Annotated in this window: 13 protein-coding genes; 1 reads left to right on the forward strand and 12 read right to left on the reverse strand. The window is 64.3% G+C overall.

All coding sequences use genetic code 11. The features are described 5' to 3' along the window. The first annotated feature begins 53 nt into the window (after positions 1 to 53). The gene (locus ACK56M_RS15020; RefSeq protein WP_015270373.1) at positions 54 to 1,064 is read left to right on the forward strand and encodes an aldo/keto reductase; all 1,011 of its coding nucleotides are present in this window, start codon (positions 54 to 56) and stop codon (positions 1,062 to 1,064) included. 116 nt (positions 1,065 to 1,180) lie between these two features. On the opposite strand, the gene ACK56M_RS15025 is transcribed toward ACK56M_RS15020, so the two are convergent. The 12 genes from ACK56M_RS15025 to benA form a co-directional block, all read right to left on the reverse strand. After that, on the reverse strand, positions 1,181 to 2,161 hold the full coding sequence (locus ACK56M_RS15025) for an LLM class flavin-dependent oxidoreductase (RefSeq protein ID WP_015270374.1): 981 nt from the start codon (positions 2,159 to 2,161) through the stop codon (positions 1,181 to 1,183). A gap of 100 nt (positions 2,162 to 2,261) precedes the next feature. Continuing rightward, entirely contained in the window at positions 2,262 to 3,173 is a 912-nt protein-coding gene (locus ACK56M_RS15030) for a LysR family transcriptional regulator (RefSeq protein WP_015270375.1), read from the reverse strand. Between the two features lie 77 nt (positions 3,174 to 3,250). Beyond that, positions 3,251 to 3,943 carry a TraX family protein gene (locus tag ACK56M_RS15035; RefSeq protein ID WP_411958761.1) on the reverse strand — a complete coding sequence of 231 codons (693 nt, stop codon included), beginning with the start codon at positions 3,941 to 3,943 and terminating at the stop codon, positions 3,251 to 3,253. A gap of 3 nt (positions 3,944 to 3,946) precedes the next feature. Then, entirely contained in the window at positions 3,947 to 5,023 is a 1,077-nt protein-coding gene (locus ACK56M_RS15040; protein ID WP_411958762.1) for a metal-dependent hydrolase, read from the reverse strand. Positions 5,024 to 5,275: 252 nt separating this feature from the next. Continuing rightward, on the reverse strand, positions 5,276 to 6,526 hold the full coding sequence (locus ACK56M_RS15045) for an OprD family porin (RefSeq protein WP_054573264.1): 1,251 nt from the start codon (positions 6,524 to 6,526) through the stop codon (positions 5,276 to 5,278). Positions 6,527 to 6,580: 54 nt separating this feature from the next. Further along, entirely contained in the window at positions 6,581 to 7,780 is a 1,200-nt protein-coding gene (locus ACK56M_RS15050; RefSeq protein ID WP_015270379.1) for a benzoate/H(+) symporter BenE family transporter, read from the reverse strand. Between the two features lie 131 nt (positions 7,781 to 7,911). Continuing rightward, positions 7,912 to 8,826 (reverse strand): catechol 1,2-dioxygenase, encoded by a 915-nt coding sequence (gene catA, locus ACK56M_RS15055; RefSeq protein WP_054573262.1) that lies wholly within the window; start codon positions 8,824 to 8,826, stop codon positions 7,912 to 7,914. Between the two features lie 30 nt (positions 8,827 to 8,856). Next, entirely contained in the window at positions 8,857 to 10,185 is a 1,329-nt protein-coding gene (locus tag ACK56M_RS15060; protein ID WP_054573261.1) for an MFS transporter, read from the reverse strand. 57 nt (positions 10,186 to 10,242) lie between these two features. Next, positions 10,243 to 11,004, reverse strand: coding sequence for a 1,6-dihydroxycyclohexa-2,4-diene-1-carboxylate dehydrogenase (locus ACK56M_RS15065; protein WP_013972676.1), 762 nt, complete (start codon positions 11,002 to 11,004; stop codon positions 10,243 to 10,245). Between the two features lie 145 nt (positions 11,005 to 11,149). Then, positions 11,150 to 12,160: a benzoate 1,2-dioxygenase electron transfer component BenC gene (benC, locus tag ACK56M_RS15070; protein WP_085720232.1), complete on the reverse strand. Its 1,011-nt coding sequence runs from the start codon at positions 12,158 to 12,160 to the stop codon at positions 11,150 to 11,152. Between the two features lie 73 nt (positions 12,161 to 12,233). Beyond that, positions 12,234 to 12,719 carry a benzoate 1,2-dioxygenase small subunit gene (gene benB / locus ACK56M_RS15075; protein ID WP_015270383.1) on the reverse strand — a complete coding sequence of 162 codons (486 nt, stop codon included), beginning with the start codon at positions 12,717 to 12,719 and terminating at the stop codon, positions 12,234 to 12,236. Next, a complete protein-coding gene (benA, locus tag ACK56M_RS15080) occupies positions 12,716 to 14,074 on the reverse strand; it encodes a benzoate 1,2-dioxygenase large subunit (RefSeq protein WP_411958763.1) in 1,359 nt (452 codons plus the stop codon). The genes benB and benA overlap by 4 nt, the downstream gene beginning before the upstream one ends. Positions 14,075 to 14,122: the final 48 nt, after the last annotated feature.

A 14,122-nucleotide genomic window follows, 5' to 3' on the forward strand; every position in this document is an offset into this window, starting at 1 on the left:
CCCGGTTGTGTGTAAAACGGGTAGATCTGCCGACTGCACAAGGACCCAAGCGCATGATCTACCGCCCCCTCGGCCACAGTGGCCTGCAGGTTTCCGCCCTTACCCTGGGCAGCATGATGTTCGGCGAGCAAACCAGCACCGAAGACGCCCTGCGCATCATCGACAAGGCCTGGGACCAGGGCATCAACTTCATCGACACCGCAGACGTTTACAACGCCGGGCGTGCGGAGGAAATCGTCGGCGAAGCGGTGGCCCGTCATCGCCATGACTGGATCGTGGCCAGCAAGGTCGGCTTTGGCCCGGCCGATGGCCTTCCCAACCGCAGCGGCCTGTCGCGCAAGCACATCTTCAATGCCCTCGATGCCACGCTGACGCGCATGGACATGGACTACCTGGACATCTACTACCTGCACCGCGAAGACCACAAGGTGCCGCTGGAGGAAACCGTGCAGGCCATCGGCGACCTGCTGCGCCAAGGCAAGATCCGCTACTGGGGCGTGTCCAACTTCCGCGGCTGGCGCATCGCCGAGGCCTGCCACATTGCTGAGCGCCTGGGCGTGCCCAGGCCGGTGGTGAGCCAGCCGCTGTACAACATCGTCAATCGCCAGGCCGAACCGGAGCAGCTCACCGCTGCGGCCGCCCATGGTCTGGGCGTGGTGCCATTCAGCCCGCTCGCGCGGGGCGTGCTCAGCGGCAAGTATGCGCCGGGGGCGGTACCGGATGCCGGTAGCCGTGCCGGGCGCCAGGACAAGCGCATCATGGAGGTGGAATGGCGGCAGGAGTCGTTGGCCATTGCCCGGCAGATCCAGGCCTATGTGCAAGCCAAGGGCGTGGGTATCGTCGAATTCGCGATTGCCTGGGTACTGAACAATCGGCTGGTCAGTTCGGCGATTGTCGGGCCGCGGACCGAAGAACAGTGGGATACCTATGGCGGGGCGCTGGCGGTGAAGATTACCGCGGAGGATGAAGCGTTCATTGATTCGCTGGTCACGCCGGGGCATGCCTCGACGCCGGGGTTCAATGATGTGGCGCATTATGTGAGTGGGCGGTTGGCCCGTAGCTGATCGCTCTCCTGTTCTGGCCTCTTCGCGGGTAAACCCGCTCCAACAGGATTGCCCATGACTCCAGGGCCTGTGCAACCGCTGTGGGAGCGGGTTCACCCGCGAAGAGGCCGGTAGCTTTAACCCAGCTGCGCCAGGGCCTGCGCGGCATAGGCATGCGAACGCTGCCGCGCCAGCGGGTCGTGGATGCGGCAGTCGATCATCAGTTCATCCGCACCGGTCTGCTCGATCAGCGTGCGCAACCCTTCCCTTACCCGGTCCGGCCCGCCGGCCACGGTGCAGGCCATCACCTGCTCAAGTACCTCGCGTTCATGGTCCGGCAGGCTCTCGACATAGCCCTCCTGCGGCTTGGGCAACAGGCCGACGCGCCCGACGTGCAAGTCCAGCATCCACTTGCGATGGGAGCTGGCCAGATAATCCGCCTCGGCATCGCTGTCGGCGGCGAACAGGTTCATGCCCACCATCACATACGGCTTGGCCAGTTGTGCCGAAGGCTGGAAGTTGGCCCGGTAATGGGCAATGGCCTGCAGCAGGTAGCGCGGGGCAAAGTGCGAGGCGAAGGCATAGGGCAGGCCCAGTTTCGCTGCCAGGTCGGCGCCGAACAGGCTGGAGCCGAGGATCCACACCGGGATGTCATGCTTGCCCGGCACGCCGCGCACGCGGCGCTGGCCGTTGTCGGCCAGGTAGTCACGCAGCTCGGCGATGTCCTGGCTGAAGTCGCGCTCTGGCGCAGCACCACGCAAGGCGCGCACGGTAGGCCCGGAACTGCCCGGCGCACGGCCGAGGCCCAGATCGATGCGGCCAGGGTGCAGGGTGTCGAGCGTACCGAACTGCTCGGCCACCACCAGCGGCGCGTGGTTGGGCAGCATGATGCCACCGGCGCCGACGCGGATATGCCGGGTGGCGTTGGCGATTTCGTTGATGACCAGTGACGTGGCGGCCGAGCCGATGCCCGGCATGTCGTGGTGCTCGGCGATCCAGTAGCGGCTGTAGTGCTGTTGCTCGACATGGCGCGCCAGTTGGCGGGACTCTTCGATCGCGTCGGCGAAGGTCTTGCCTTCGCCGATCATGACCAGGTCCAGTACGGACAGTGCAGTCATGGGGTCTCCACAGGGATTATCAGTGACTGCCAGTTTCCCTGCTGCGCAGCCAGTGATAAACCCGGTTTCAGGCCCGGCATAGGGGCCTGCCATTCCCCAATCAGTCCTCCCAGGGCACGCCCGGTTCCCAGCTGGCTACCAGCAGGTCGATGAAGCCGCGTACCCGTGGCGACAGGTGGCGCTTGCTTGGGTAGACGATGCGAATCGGGTCCGCTGGCGGCCGATAGGCTTGCAGCACCTCCACCAGGGTGCCGGCGCGCAGGTCGTCGCCGGTGATGTAGGTGGGCAGGTGAATCAGCCCGAAACCCGCCCGGGCGCCGGCGAGCATCGCCTCGGAGCTGTCGATGTTCAGCCGCCCGGGGTCTTCGCACAGGTGCAGCCCCGCTTCGGTATGAAAGCGCCACGGCATGACCTTTTCGCCGGCCAGGAAGGCGATCTTGTCATGGCCGTAGAGGTCGCCGGGCACCTGTGGTACGCCGCGTGCGTCCAGGTATGCGGGCGAGGCGCAGGTGACGAACTGCTGCCAGGCCACCGTACGGGTCAAGAGTTGCGAGTCTTCCTTCGGCACACCGATACGCACCGCAACGTCGATACCCTCCTCGACCAGGTCGACGAAACGGTCGGTGAAGCGTATATCCGCGCGCAGCTCGGGCCACTGCTTCAGGTAGCGGTCGAGAATCGGCAGCACATGGCGCTGACCGAACGACAGGGGTGCTGTCAGGCGCAGGGTGCCGGTGGGCTTGCCACGGCGCTGGGCCATAGTGCTTTCCACCTCGTCCAGGTCATCCAGAATCTGCCGCCAGCGTTCATAGGCCACCAGGCCCTCGTCGGTCAGGCTCAGCTTGCGCGTGGTGCGGTTGAGCAAGCGCACGGCCATGCGCGCCTCCAGGCGAGCGATGCTCTTGCCCACCGCCGAGCGCGTCAGGCCCAAGGTGGCGGCGGCGGCGGTAAAACTGCCAGCCTTCGCGGCGCTGACGAAGGCGGTGATGTCGCCGAAGCGGTTGGGTTCCATGGGTGGTTCCTGAGTCTGGTGCGGCTGGTTTAGATAGGTATGGATTTGTGAAATGCAAGCAGGACTGTCGAGAGCGATCAAGCGAAGACCTTGATCACCACTAAATGCACCGGATAGAACAGGTAACCCCAACGCCCCACCGCAGGCACCCGCCAACCCTCCTGACGCAGCAACGACCACCCGAGCGGAATCGCCAAGGCCGCGGCCATCAGCGTCAGCACGGTAAACGGCGCCAACAGATGCTCCTGCAACCAGCTGTTGGTCAGGTTCCCCCCCATGGCCAACAGGCAGGGCAACAACCAGGCCCCCCCTTCCTTGCGCCGGGCCATCAACCAGGCGCCCGGCAGCATTACCCCGGGCAGCCCGTACATCAGCTGTTCGCTGAACAGCCACCCTGCAAGCAGACCGGCAAAGCCAAGCACGCGCGCCGAAATCAACGGATGATGCACACCCCAGGCAACCAGCAACCCCAACACCAGGGTCGGCATCACACTGAACGTTGACGAACCACTGTCCAGCCAACGGTACGCAGGTTCCGACAGCACCGCGAACACCAGCATCAGCCCCAGATAACGCAGGTTGCCGCGGGTATAGAGCGCACCGCACCTGGTGCGCGCCACATTCACCGCAATCGCCAGGCAAAACAGTGGAAACGCCAACCGGCCAACCACGAACAGGCCATCGGCAGCAGGCCACAGGAAACGCAGGTGGTCGGCGACCATGGTCAGCATCGCCGTCCACTTGACCAGGTCCAGCCCGGCTGAACGCACGCCTCAGCGCCCGCGCTCGACTGTGGCAGGCCCCAGGTAGCGATCGGTCCAGGCGGCCAGCGGCAAAGGTGGCTGCTGCTCGACGATCCGTCGCCAGATCAGCACCAGGTCGTCGCCATTGAACGCCGCCCCTGGCCCGGCACCCTCCCACAGCGACGGCACATCGGCAATCCAGTGCCCCTGGCTGTCTCGGTGGGCCATGTTGAAGCGGAACGTGTAGTTACCCGGGATACCCATGCGCAGGTCGCTGACCACCAGCGCATCGCCGATCTGGTCGTAGCGCAGCCAGTCGTCGGTGAACCAGCGCAGGCGCTGGTGCAACGGGTGCCCGGCCAGCGCTTGCGCCAGTTGAAGATTACGCGGCAAACGTTGCATTTCTGGCGGGTGCTGGTCGAACCCGCTGCTGATGCCCTCGTAGTAATCGCCATCCGGGGTCTTGGCCAGCACCCGCCAGACCAGGCTGTTGAACGCTATCGGCACGGCACGCACCTGGCTGACGGCGATGCCTTGACGGTCGAGGGCAGCCTGGAACCGCTGCTCGGCCGCCATGCGTCCGGCCAGGCCGAACCCCAGGTAGGCTGCGCTGAAGAGCAAGGCCAAGGTAATTATCTGCACCGCCTTGCTTGTCAGCCCCTTGATGCTTGCGTAGATCACCGCGGCCAGCAGCGGCACGGTGTAGACCGGGTCGATGATGAACACCGCCGCCCAGCTTTCCGGGGTGGCCTGCAAGGGCCAGAACAACTGCGTGCCGTAGACCGTGAAGGCGTCGAGCAACGGGTGGGTGACCAGCACCAGCCAGAACGCCAGGAACAGCCTGGGCAAGGTATAACCTTTGCCTGGCCAGCATTTGTTGACCAGCCAGGCCAGCAGCAAGGCCAGCCCGGTGAGCACGAACAAGGAATGAGAAAAGCCGCGGTGGTAGGTCATCTGCGACACCGGGTCGGCGTAGCGGATGATCACGTCCAGGTCGGGAAGCGTGCCCAGCGCCGCACCATACAACAGTGAGCGGCGGCCCTGGATGCGGCCGAGCACGGTACCTTGCAAGGCCGCGCCGAGTACGGCCTGGGTGATGGAGTCCAAGGGTGGCATTCCTGAAAGGGAGGTTTCCGGAAGCTAACTTCATCCGGGCCCAATGCGCAATTCCTCTTGAAGGTGCATCTGTAACGGGCTGCCTGCACTGGCCTCATCGCCGGCAAGCCAGCTCCCACCCCGACCGCGTTGAGCTCAAGGTATGCGCTATCCCTGTGGGAGCTGGCTTGCCGGCGATGAGGTCAGTGCAGGCAACATAAGACAGCTGCTCCCACCGGGTTTGCACATGCCTCTATGGATGATTCAGAACAACTGCCAGGTGTACACCAGCGTCAAGCGGTTCTCGTCGATGTCGCTGCGGTAGTTGGACCGGGCCATGGCATTGCGCACCCGGATCCCCAGCCCCTTCAGCACACCGCCCTGCACCGCATAACCGATGTCCAGGTCGCGCTCGCGGTCGCGCCCTTCGTAACCCAGCCCGGTATCGACATTGTTACCGGTTATGTAGCGCACGGTCGCGGTCAGCCCCGGCACGCCCATAGCCGCGAAGTTGTAGTCGTAGCGCACCTGGTACGAGCGTTCGTCGGTGTAGGCGAACTCATAGGTCGGTACTTCGTTACCCAGCGGCGAGATGTTGGCGAACACCCGTGGGAACGGGCTGTCGCCATAAATGCCCTGGTAACCGGCATGGAAGCTGTGCCCGCCATGCCGGGCAGTGAACATCGAGAAGAACGCCTGGTTGTCGATGTTGCCGAGCAACGCATCGCCGTCCTCGCGTGCGGTGAAATACCCCAGGTTGGCACTGAGCACCCAGTTGCCCAGGGGCTTGCTGTGCTTGAGGCCGACAAAGCCCTGTTCGTAAATGTCCTCAAGCTGCCCATACCACAGGCTGACGCTGCTCTGGTTGGCATTGAACGCATAGTCACCGCCCAGGTAGTTGAAGGCGTCGCTTTCTACCTGGCGGATCGGCACATGGCCGAGCATGGCGTTCATCTTGCCGTCGCCGCCTTCGTTGCGCAGGTGGGTGCTTTTCAGGTGCCCGGCCTGCACGGTCAGGCCGTCGATTTCCGCCGAGCTCAGGCTGGCGCCCTGGTAGGTCGGTGGCAACAGGCGGATGTCGCTAAAGGTCAGCACCGGCAGGTTGGGTTGCAGTTCGCCGACGCGCAATTCGGTTTTGGACAGCCGGGCCTTGAAGGTGGGCGCCAGGCGGCTGTATTCGTCGGCGGCGCGGCCGTCGCCGTGCACCGGCAGCAACCCGGTATTGGTGCGGTCTGGGCTGCTGTCGAGCTTGATGCCCAGCAGGCCCAGGGCATCAATGCCAAAGCCGACCGTGCCCGGGGTGTAGCCCGACTTGAAGTCGAGGATGAAGCCCTGGGCCCACTCCTCGGCCTTGGATTGCCGGTTTGCCCCGACGATGTCGGAGAAGTCGCGGCTGAAGTAGTAGTTACGGGCACTCAGGGTGGCCTTCGAATCTTCGAAGAAGCCGCCTTCGGCGGCCAGCAACGGTTGGCTGAGCAAAGTCAGGCCCAGGGCGACGCAAGGGGTGTGGTTCATTCCGAAGCTCTCTTGATCTTGTTTTTATGGGTAAAGCGTTGGAAGCACGGCGGTTCATGGGGTACGGCGCAGCACCTCCCGGGCACGTGGCTGGCGCAGCCTGAGCAACCCATGGCTCAGCAGGCCGAACAGCAAGCCCCAGAACGCTGCCGACAGGCCCAGGAAGGCCACCCCCGAAGCGGTGACCAGGAAGGTGAACAGCCCGGCATCGCGCTCGGTTGGTTCCGCCAGGCTGCGGGCCAGGGCTTCGCTGATGGCGCCATACAGGGCCAGCCCGGCCAGGGCGGCGATCAGGGCGGCGGGGAATGCTGCAAACAGCGACATCAGCGTGGCCCCGGCGATCCCCAGCAGCAGGTACAGCGCACTGCCAGCCACCGCCGCGACATAGCGCCGCCGTGGGTTTTCATGGGCTTCATGGCCAGTGCACAGGCTGGCAGTGACCGCCGCCAGGTTCAGCCCGTGGCAACCGAACGGCGCCAGCGCGGCACCGGCCAGCGCGCTGGCACTAATGATCGGGCTGGCCGGCGTGGGGTAGCCGGCGTTGCGCAGTACTGCCATGCCCGGCATGAACTGCCCGGTAAGGGCCACCAGCACCAGCGGCAGTGCCAGGCTGAATACCGCTGCCAGGCTGAACTGCGGGGTGACCCACTGCGGCGACGCCAGCTCCAGCACCAATGCCTCGCTGCGAAACGCACCGCTGGCCACGGTCACCAGCGTGCCCACGCACAGCACCGCCGCCACGGCGTAGCGCGGCTGCACCCGGCGCATCAGCACGTAGGTGACGAACATCGCCAGTACCAGCAGCGGTTGCACCGGCAAGGCGCGGAACACCTCGATGCCGAAGCTGAACAGGATGCCGGCCTGCATGCCGGCGGCGATGGAGCCCGGCAGGCGCGCGATGATGCGGTCGAAGGCCCCGCTGATGCCGATCAGCAGCAGGAACAGGTTGGCTACAAGGTAGGCGCCAACGGCCTGTTCCAGGCCCAGTTGCGGCAAGGCGGTGACCAGCAGCGCCGAGCCAGGGATCGACCAGGCGATCACCACCGGCACCCGGTAGCGCAGGCTGAGCAGCGCGCCGAGTACGGCACTGCCCATGGACACTGCCCAGACCCAGGAGGACAGTTGCCGATGGGACAGGCCGGCAGCTTCTGCGGCGTGGAAGATGATCACCAAGGGGCCTGCGTAGGAGATCATCGTGGCGATGCAGCCGGCGACGATGGCGGACAGTGAACTGTCCTTGATCAGGGTTTTCATGGCACCTCTCGCATCGGTGATGTATGGCAAGGGCTGCGCCCTTGATCGCCGGCAAGCCAGCTCCCACAGGGATCCCACTGGTTTCAGCCCTGTGGTGATCCTGTGGGAGCTGGCTTGCCGGCGATAAGGCCTCAGGCCTCTTGCAAAGCCCGCGGCCGCCCACTGCGCTGCTCATTGGCACCGCCCCGGGCCTGCTGCAACTGGAAGTCGAATTTCAACTCGGCATGTCGCCCCGCCTCGCCCTCGACGAACACCACCTCGCCCACCAGCCCATCCCGCGTGGCATAGGCAAAGTCATCCCACAGGTACTTGTCTCCGGCCAGGTTGATCTGCGTGGTCAGGTGTCGGTACCCCGGTGCCGAGATAAAGAAGTGCACATGCGCCGGACGCTGGCCGTGACGGCCGAGCAGGTCCAGGCACTCCTGGGTCGGCCCCTGTGGATCGCAGCCATACCCGGACGGCACGATGGAGCGCGCGCGGTAGCGGCCTTCGCCATCGGTGATGATGCGTCGGCGCAGGTTGTACTCGGACTGGCTCTGGTCGAAGAACGAATAGGTGCCACGGGTATTGGCATGCCACAGGTCGACCGTGGCCCCAGGCAACGGCCGCCCTTGTGGGTCGAGCACCTGGCCCTCGAGGTACATCGGCGTGGCCACGCCCTCCTCGCTACCGTCATCCATGCGTACTTCACCTTCGGCGATCGGCGCGCCGGCCACGTACAGCGGGCCTTCGATGGTGCGTGGAGTGCCGCCGACAAGGCCTGCTTGCTGGTCCTTGGCATCCTGCAGCAGGTCGAGGAAGTGCTCGATGCCCAACCCAGCCACCAGCAACCCGGCCTCCCCGCGGCCACCAAGGCGGTTGAGGTAGTCGACGGCATGCCAGAACTCGTCTTCGCTGATGTCCAGGTCTTCGATCAGCCGCGCGGTGTCCTGCAGCACGCGTTGCACGATGCGCTTAAGGCGCGGGCTGCCGGCATCGTTGCCAAAGCCTGCGGCCTCTTCGAAGAACTGCTGTACCTCGGCAGTGTGGGAAATTTTCACGGTCATGGTGGTTTACCTCATGTTGTTTTTCTGGAGTTACGCCTGTGCCGCAACCGCCTGGGCGTGCCGACGGCCGCTGGCCAGGTGCACGGCCATGGCCAGCGCGGCAATTGCGCCAGGGATGGCGAAAGCAATGAAATTGAGCTGCAGGGGCAGGTTGATGCCCATCAGCGCACCACCCAGCAGCGGGCCGACGATGGCACCGTTGCGGCCGATGCCCGAGGCCCAGCCCAGCCCGGTGGAGCGCACCGATAGCCCGTAGAGTTGAGCGGCGCCGGCATACAGCAGGATCTGCGTGCCGATGGTGGTGGCGCCGGCAATGAAGATCAGCAGGTACAGCACCGGCATCGGGCTGTTGACGCCCAGCAGGCTGATCGACAGCGCGGCGGCGATGAAGAACGCCACTTTGACTTTGACCAGGCTGTAACGGTCGCCCAGCCAGCCACCGAGAATCGCCCCGGCCATGCCACCGAAGTTCAGCGCCAGCAGGAACGACAGGCTCGAGCCCAGGCTGTAGCCGGCGTTGGCCATCAGCTTCGGCAGCCAGGAGCTGAGCGCGTAGACCATCAGCAGGCAGCAGAAGAACGCCAGCCACAGCGCCAGGGTGCGAATGGCCAGGCCGTTGCGAAACAGTTCCAGCACCGACGCCCCGCTGCCTTTGCGGTCGGCCGCCTGCAGCGCATCGTCCGCCTTCACGTCGCAATCCGGGTCCAGCCGCTTGAGCAGCTTGCGGGCCTCGTCGGTACGGCCCTGGCGTACCAGGAAACCGATCGATTCAGGGAGGTAGTACAGGATTACCGGCAACAACAGCAGTGGCACCGCTGCGGCGAAGAACATCGATTCCCAGCCGAAACGCGGCAGCATGAAGATGCCGACACCCGCCGAGAGCATGCCGCCCAGCGAGTAGCCACTGAACATGATCGCTACCAACGTACTGCGCAGTCGCTTGGGCGCGTACTCGTTCATCAGTGCCACGGCGTTGGGCATCAGGCCGCCACAGCCCAGGCCGGCAATGAAGCGGTAGATGCCGAACTCGCTCGGGCTGCTGGCAAACCCGTTGAGGATGGTCGCCCCGGAGAACAAGGCAAAACAGATGGCGATGCCCTTCTTGCGCCCGATGCGATCGGCCAGGCTGCCGAACGCCAGGGCGCCGAACATCATGCCGAACAGCGCATAGCTGCCCAGTGCACCGGCCTGCAACGGGGTCAGGCCCCACTCTTTCATGATGACCGGCAGTACCACGCCGTAGATGAACAAGTCATAGCCGTCGAAGATCAGCAGCAGGCCGCACCAGGCCATGACCATCCAGTGGAAGGGGGTAAAGCGCGCATTATCGATGATCGGGTGTACGTCAAGGGTTCGCATGGCATCTGTCGCTCTTGTTTTTGTTGTGAAAGAAAGCTTTTTGCCTAGGGGTGTCGCTCAGCCGAGGTCGCCGCCCCCTACCGGCAAGGTCACGCCGGTGATGTACGAGGCTTCGTCGGAAGCGAGGAACAGGATCGCGCCGACCTGCTCGTCGATGCTGCCGTAGCGGTGCATCAGGCTGCTGTCGAGGGTCTGGTCGACGATCTGCTGGTACCAGTGCTTTTCCTGTTCGGTCTGCTCGGCACTGTTGCGCGGTACGCGCCGGGGTGGCGCTTCGGTGCCGCCGGGAGCAGTGGCGTTGACCCGGATGCCACGGCCGGCGGTTTCAAAGGCCAGGCACGCAGTCAGCGCGTTGACGCCACCCTTGGCTGCGCCGTAGGGCACGCGGTTGACGCCACGGGTGGCGATGGACGAGACGTTGACGATGGCGCCGCTGCCACGCTCGAGCATGTATGGCAGTGCGGCATGGCAGCACCACAGGGTGGGGAACAGCGAACGGCGTACTTCGGCTTCGATCTGGTCCACTTCGTAGTGTTCGAAGGGCTTGGCCCAGATGGTGCCGCCAACGTTGTTGACCAGGATGTCGAGGCGGCCGAACGCTTCAACCGCGTTGGCCATGACCCTGGCGCAGTCACCATATTGTTCCAGGTCGGCGGTGAGGGTGAGCATGCCCTCGCTGGCCAGTTCGTGAACCAGTTCGGAGCGGTCTACCGCTATCACTTGCGCGCCTTCGGCCTTAAGCCGCCAGCACACGCCACGGCCGATGCCCTGGGCGGCACCGGTGACCAGGGCGACCTTGCCTTGGAATCGGTTGTTCATATCCATCTCTCCGGTTCGCCACGGTTCCTGTGGGAGCGGGCATGCCCGCGAATGCGTCCGACCAGACAAAGTTGTTGAACCTGCTGGCCTCTTCGCGGGCACGCCCGCTCCCACAGGGTCGGCGTATTACTTGGAATAAAAGGAATCAGGCCGCCGCCGCGAACTTCTCGTAGTAGAAGTTCGCCGGGGTAATGCCCTGCTCGCGCACGTACTGGCTGACCGCCTCGACCATCGGTGGCGGGCCGCACAGGTACACATCCACATCACCATCGTTGAGGTGGCGCGGTTCGATGTGCTGGGTCACGTAGCCCTTCTGCGGGTACTGGCTGTCCGGGTTGGCCACGCAGGCACTGAAGGTGAAGTTGGGGATGCGCGCCGCCAGCGCCTGCAGGCGGTCGAGTTCGACCAGGTCGAAGTCGTTGGTCACGCCGTAGATCAGGTGCAGCGGGTGCTCGCTACCCTGCTCGGCGATCTTCTCCAGCATCGCCGTGAACGGCGCCAGGCCCGTACCACCGGCCAGCAGCAACAGCGGGCGCTGGATCGGCCGCAGGTAGAAGCTGCCCAGCGGCCCGGCCAGGGTCATGCTGTCGCCGGCCTTGGCCAGGTTGGTCAGGAAACTGCTCATCAACCCACCCGGCACGTTGCGGATCAGGAAGCTGACCTCGCCGTCCTTCTGCAGCGAGCTGAACGAATAGGCTCGGCTCTGCTCGCTGCCCGGCACCTTGAGGTTGACATATTGCCCCGGCAGGAAGGCCAGGCGGCTGAGGGATTCACCCTTGATCGACAGGGCAATGGTGCTGGCCGACAATTGGCGGACATCACTGATGGCGGCCTCGAAACTGGCCTGTTCGGTCTTGCACAGCTGCGACGAGGCCGGGATGCGGATGACGCAGTCGCTCTCGGCGCGCATCTGGCAGGTCAGTACGTAACCTTCGGCGATTTCATCTTCGCTCAGGGCATCTTCGATGAAGTTGTCGCCCAGGTCGTAGCGGCCGGACTCGGCCTTGCACTTGCAGGTACCGCAGGCGCCGTCGCGGCAGTCCAGCGGGATGTTGATGCCCTGGCGGTAGGCGGCGTCGGCCACGGTTTCATGGCCGGCGGCCTCGATGAAGCGGGTAACCCCGTCTTCGAAATTCAGTGCGATCTGGTAGCTCATGTTGCACCTCGCGGGCGAGCCTGGCCACGGCACGTCGCAGGACGCTCCGGGCAGCGCTCGCAAAAACCCTGGATCAGATGTGGTAGATGTCGATGACCTGGCGAACGTAGTCGTTCTTCAGCACCACCTTCTTGGCCTTGATCAGCGGCTGCTCGCCGCGCAGGTCGAGGTTGTAGAAGCTGGTGCCGAAGTAACTGTCGGTGGTCTTGTAGCGGAAGCTCAGGGTGTGCCAGTTGAAGCGCACCTGGCAGCTGCCCTCGCCCTGCTCGACGATCTCGATGTTGCTGATGTTGTGCGAGGTGCGGGTGTCGGGCACGGTTGCACTGGAGCGCTCGGTCTTGATGCGGAACACCCGGTCTTCCAGGCCGCCTCGGTTGCCGTACCAGATCAGCGAGATTTCGCTTTGTGGGTCTTCGGTAAGGGTGTCGTCATCGTCCCAGCTCGGCATCCAGAAGGTGCAATCACTGGCGTACATTTCCAGCCACTGATCCCACTGGGCGTCATCCAGGTAACGCGCTTCGCGGAAAAGGAAGTCGCGCACGGTTGCATACAGGCTCATTGCACGGCCTCCACGGGGATCAGTTGCTGTTCATCCTTCAAGGCCTGGATCATGGTTTCCTGCCAGTACTTGTGCTGCAGCACGAACAGGCCTTCGTCCTCGGTGCGTACGCCCGACAGCAGCGGCTTGAGCTCGATTTCCCGGGCCGCCTCGTCGGCGCCTTCCACCCAGTGTTCAGCGCCGCGGGACATGTCGTTCCAGCCGGTACCGCCGCCGTAGCCGGTCTGGCACGAGCGAAACTCTTCCAGGTCGTCGGGGGTGGCCATGCCGCTGACGTTGAAGAAGTCTTCGTACTGGCGAATGCGCTTGGCGCGGGCATCGGCGCTCTCGCCTTTCGGCGCGATGCAGTAGATGGTGATTTCGGTCTTGTTCACCGAAATCGGCCGGGCGATGCGGATCTGCGAGCTGAACTGGTCCATCAGGTACACGTTCGGGTACAGGCACAGGTTGCGCGAGTTCTCGATCATCCAGTCGGCACGGGCCTGGCCGAAGTCGGCGGCCAGTTGGTTGCGGCGCTCGTAGGCCGGGCGGTCCTCGGGGTTGGCCCAGCGGGTCCACAGCAGCAGGTGGCCGTGGTCGAAGGAGTAGAAGCCACCGCCCTGCTTGGCCCAGGCACCGGCGCTCATGGTCTTGATCTCGTCACCCGCCTCGCGCTGCTTGCGCTGGTTCTGGGTGGCGGCATAGTTCCAGTGCACGGAGCTGACGTGGTAGCCGTCGGCGCCGTTCTCGGCGGTTAGCTTCCAGTTGCCTTCGTAGATGTACGAACTGGCGCCACGCAGCACTTCCAGGCCTTCCGGCGACTGGTCGACGATCATGTCGATGATCTTGGCCGACTCGCCCAGGTGCTCGACCAACGGCTTGACGTCGGCCTTCAGGCTGCCGAACAGGAAGCCACGGTACGACTCGAAGCGTGCCACCTTGGTCAGGTCGTGGGAGCCGTCGCAGTTGAAGCTGTCGGGGTAGCCGGCGTTGCTTGGGTCTTTGACCTTGAGCAGCTTGCCGCTGTTGTTGAAGGTCCAGCCGTGGAACGGGCAGGTGTAGCTGGCGCGGTTGCCGCGCTTGTGCCGGCAGAGCATGGCGCCGCGGTGGCTGCAGGCATTGAGGAAGGCGTTGAGCTTACCGTCCTTGTTGCGCGCGATGAAGATCGGCTGGCGCCCCATGGTCAGGGTGAGGAAGTCGTTTTTCTCGGGGATCTGGCTTTCATGGGCCAGGTAGATCCAGTTGCCCTCGAAGATGTGTTTCATCTCCAGGTCGAACAGGCGTGGGTCGGTGAACATCTCGCGCTTGCAGCGGTAGATGCCCTTTTCACGGTCGTCCTCGAGCAAGGCATTGAGGTAGTCGAATCCCAGGGACATGGCCAGGGTCTCCCTTGTTATTGTTTAGACCTGGTCAGGTTAGGGAGA

This window comes from Pseudomonas sp. s4, from assembly GCF_046764235.1.
GTDB classification, from domain to species: domain Bacteria; phylum Pseudomonadota; class Gammaproteobacteria; order Pseudomonadales; family Pseudomonadaceae; genus Aquipseudomonas; species Aquipseudomonas asiatica.

Bases quoted from the DNA above. Each gene is read 5' to 3' on its own strand.
- ACK56M_RS15025 (WP_015270374.1), bottom strand. From the start codon at position 2,161: ATGACTGCACTGTCCGTACTGGACCTGGTCATGATCGGCGAAGGCAAG.
- ACK56M_RS15045 (WP_054573264.1), bottom strand. From the start codon at position 6,526: ATGAACCACACCCCTTGCGTCGCCCTGGGCCTGACTTTGCTCAGCCAA.
- ACK56M_RS15030 (WP_015270375.1), bottom strand. From the start codon at position 3,173: ATGGAACCCAACCGCTTCGGCGACATCACCGCCTTCGTCAGCGCCGCG.
- benA (WP_411958763.1), bottom strand. From the start codon at position 14,074: ATGTCCCTGGGATTCGACTACCTCAATGCCTTGCTCGAGGACGACCGT.
- ACK56M_RS15060 (WP_054573261.1), bottom strand. From the start codon at position 10,185: ATGCGAACCCTTGACGTACACCCGATCATCGATAATGCGCGCTTTACC.
- ACK56M_RS15065 (WP_013972676.1), bottom strand. From the start codon at position 11,004: ATGAACAACCGATTCCAAGGCAAGGTCGCCCTGGTCACCGGTGCCGCC.
- benB (WP_015270383.1), bottom strand. From the start codon at position 12,719: ATGAGCCTGTATGCAACCGTGCGCGACTTCCTTTTCCGCGAAGCGCGT.
- ACK56M_RS15020 (WP_015270373.1), top strand. From the start codon at position 54: ATGATCTACCGCCCCCTCGGCCACAGTGGCCTGCAGGTTTCCGCCCTT.
- catA (WP_054573262.1), bottom strand. From the start codon at position 8,826: ATGACCGTGAAAATTTCCCACACTGCCGAGGTACAGCAGTTCTTCGAA.
- ACK56M_RS15050 (WP_015270379.1), bottom strand. From the start codon at position 7,780: ATGAAAACCCTGATCAAGGACAGTTCACTGTCCGCCATCGTCGCCGGC.
- benC (WP_085720232.1), bottom strand. From the start codon at position 12,160: ATGAGCTACCAGATCGCACTGAATTTCGAAGACGGGGTTACCCGCTTC.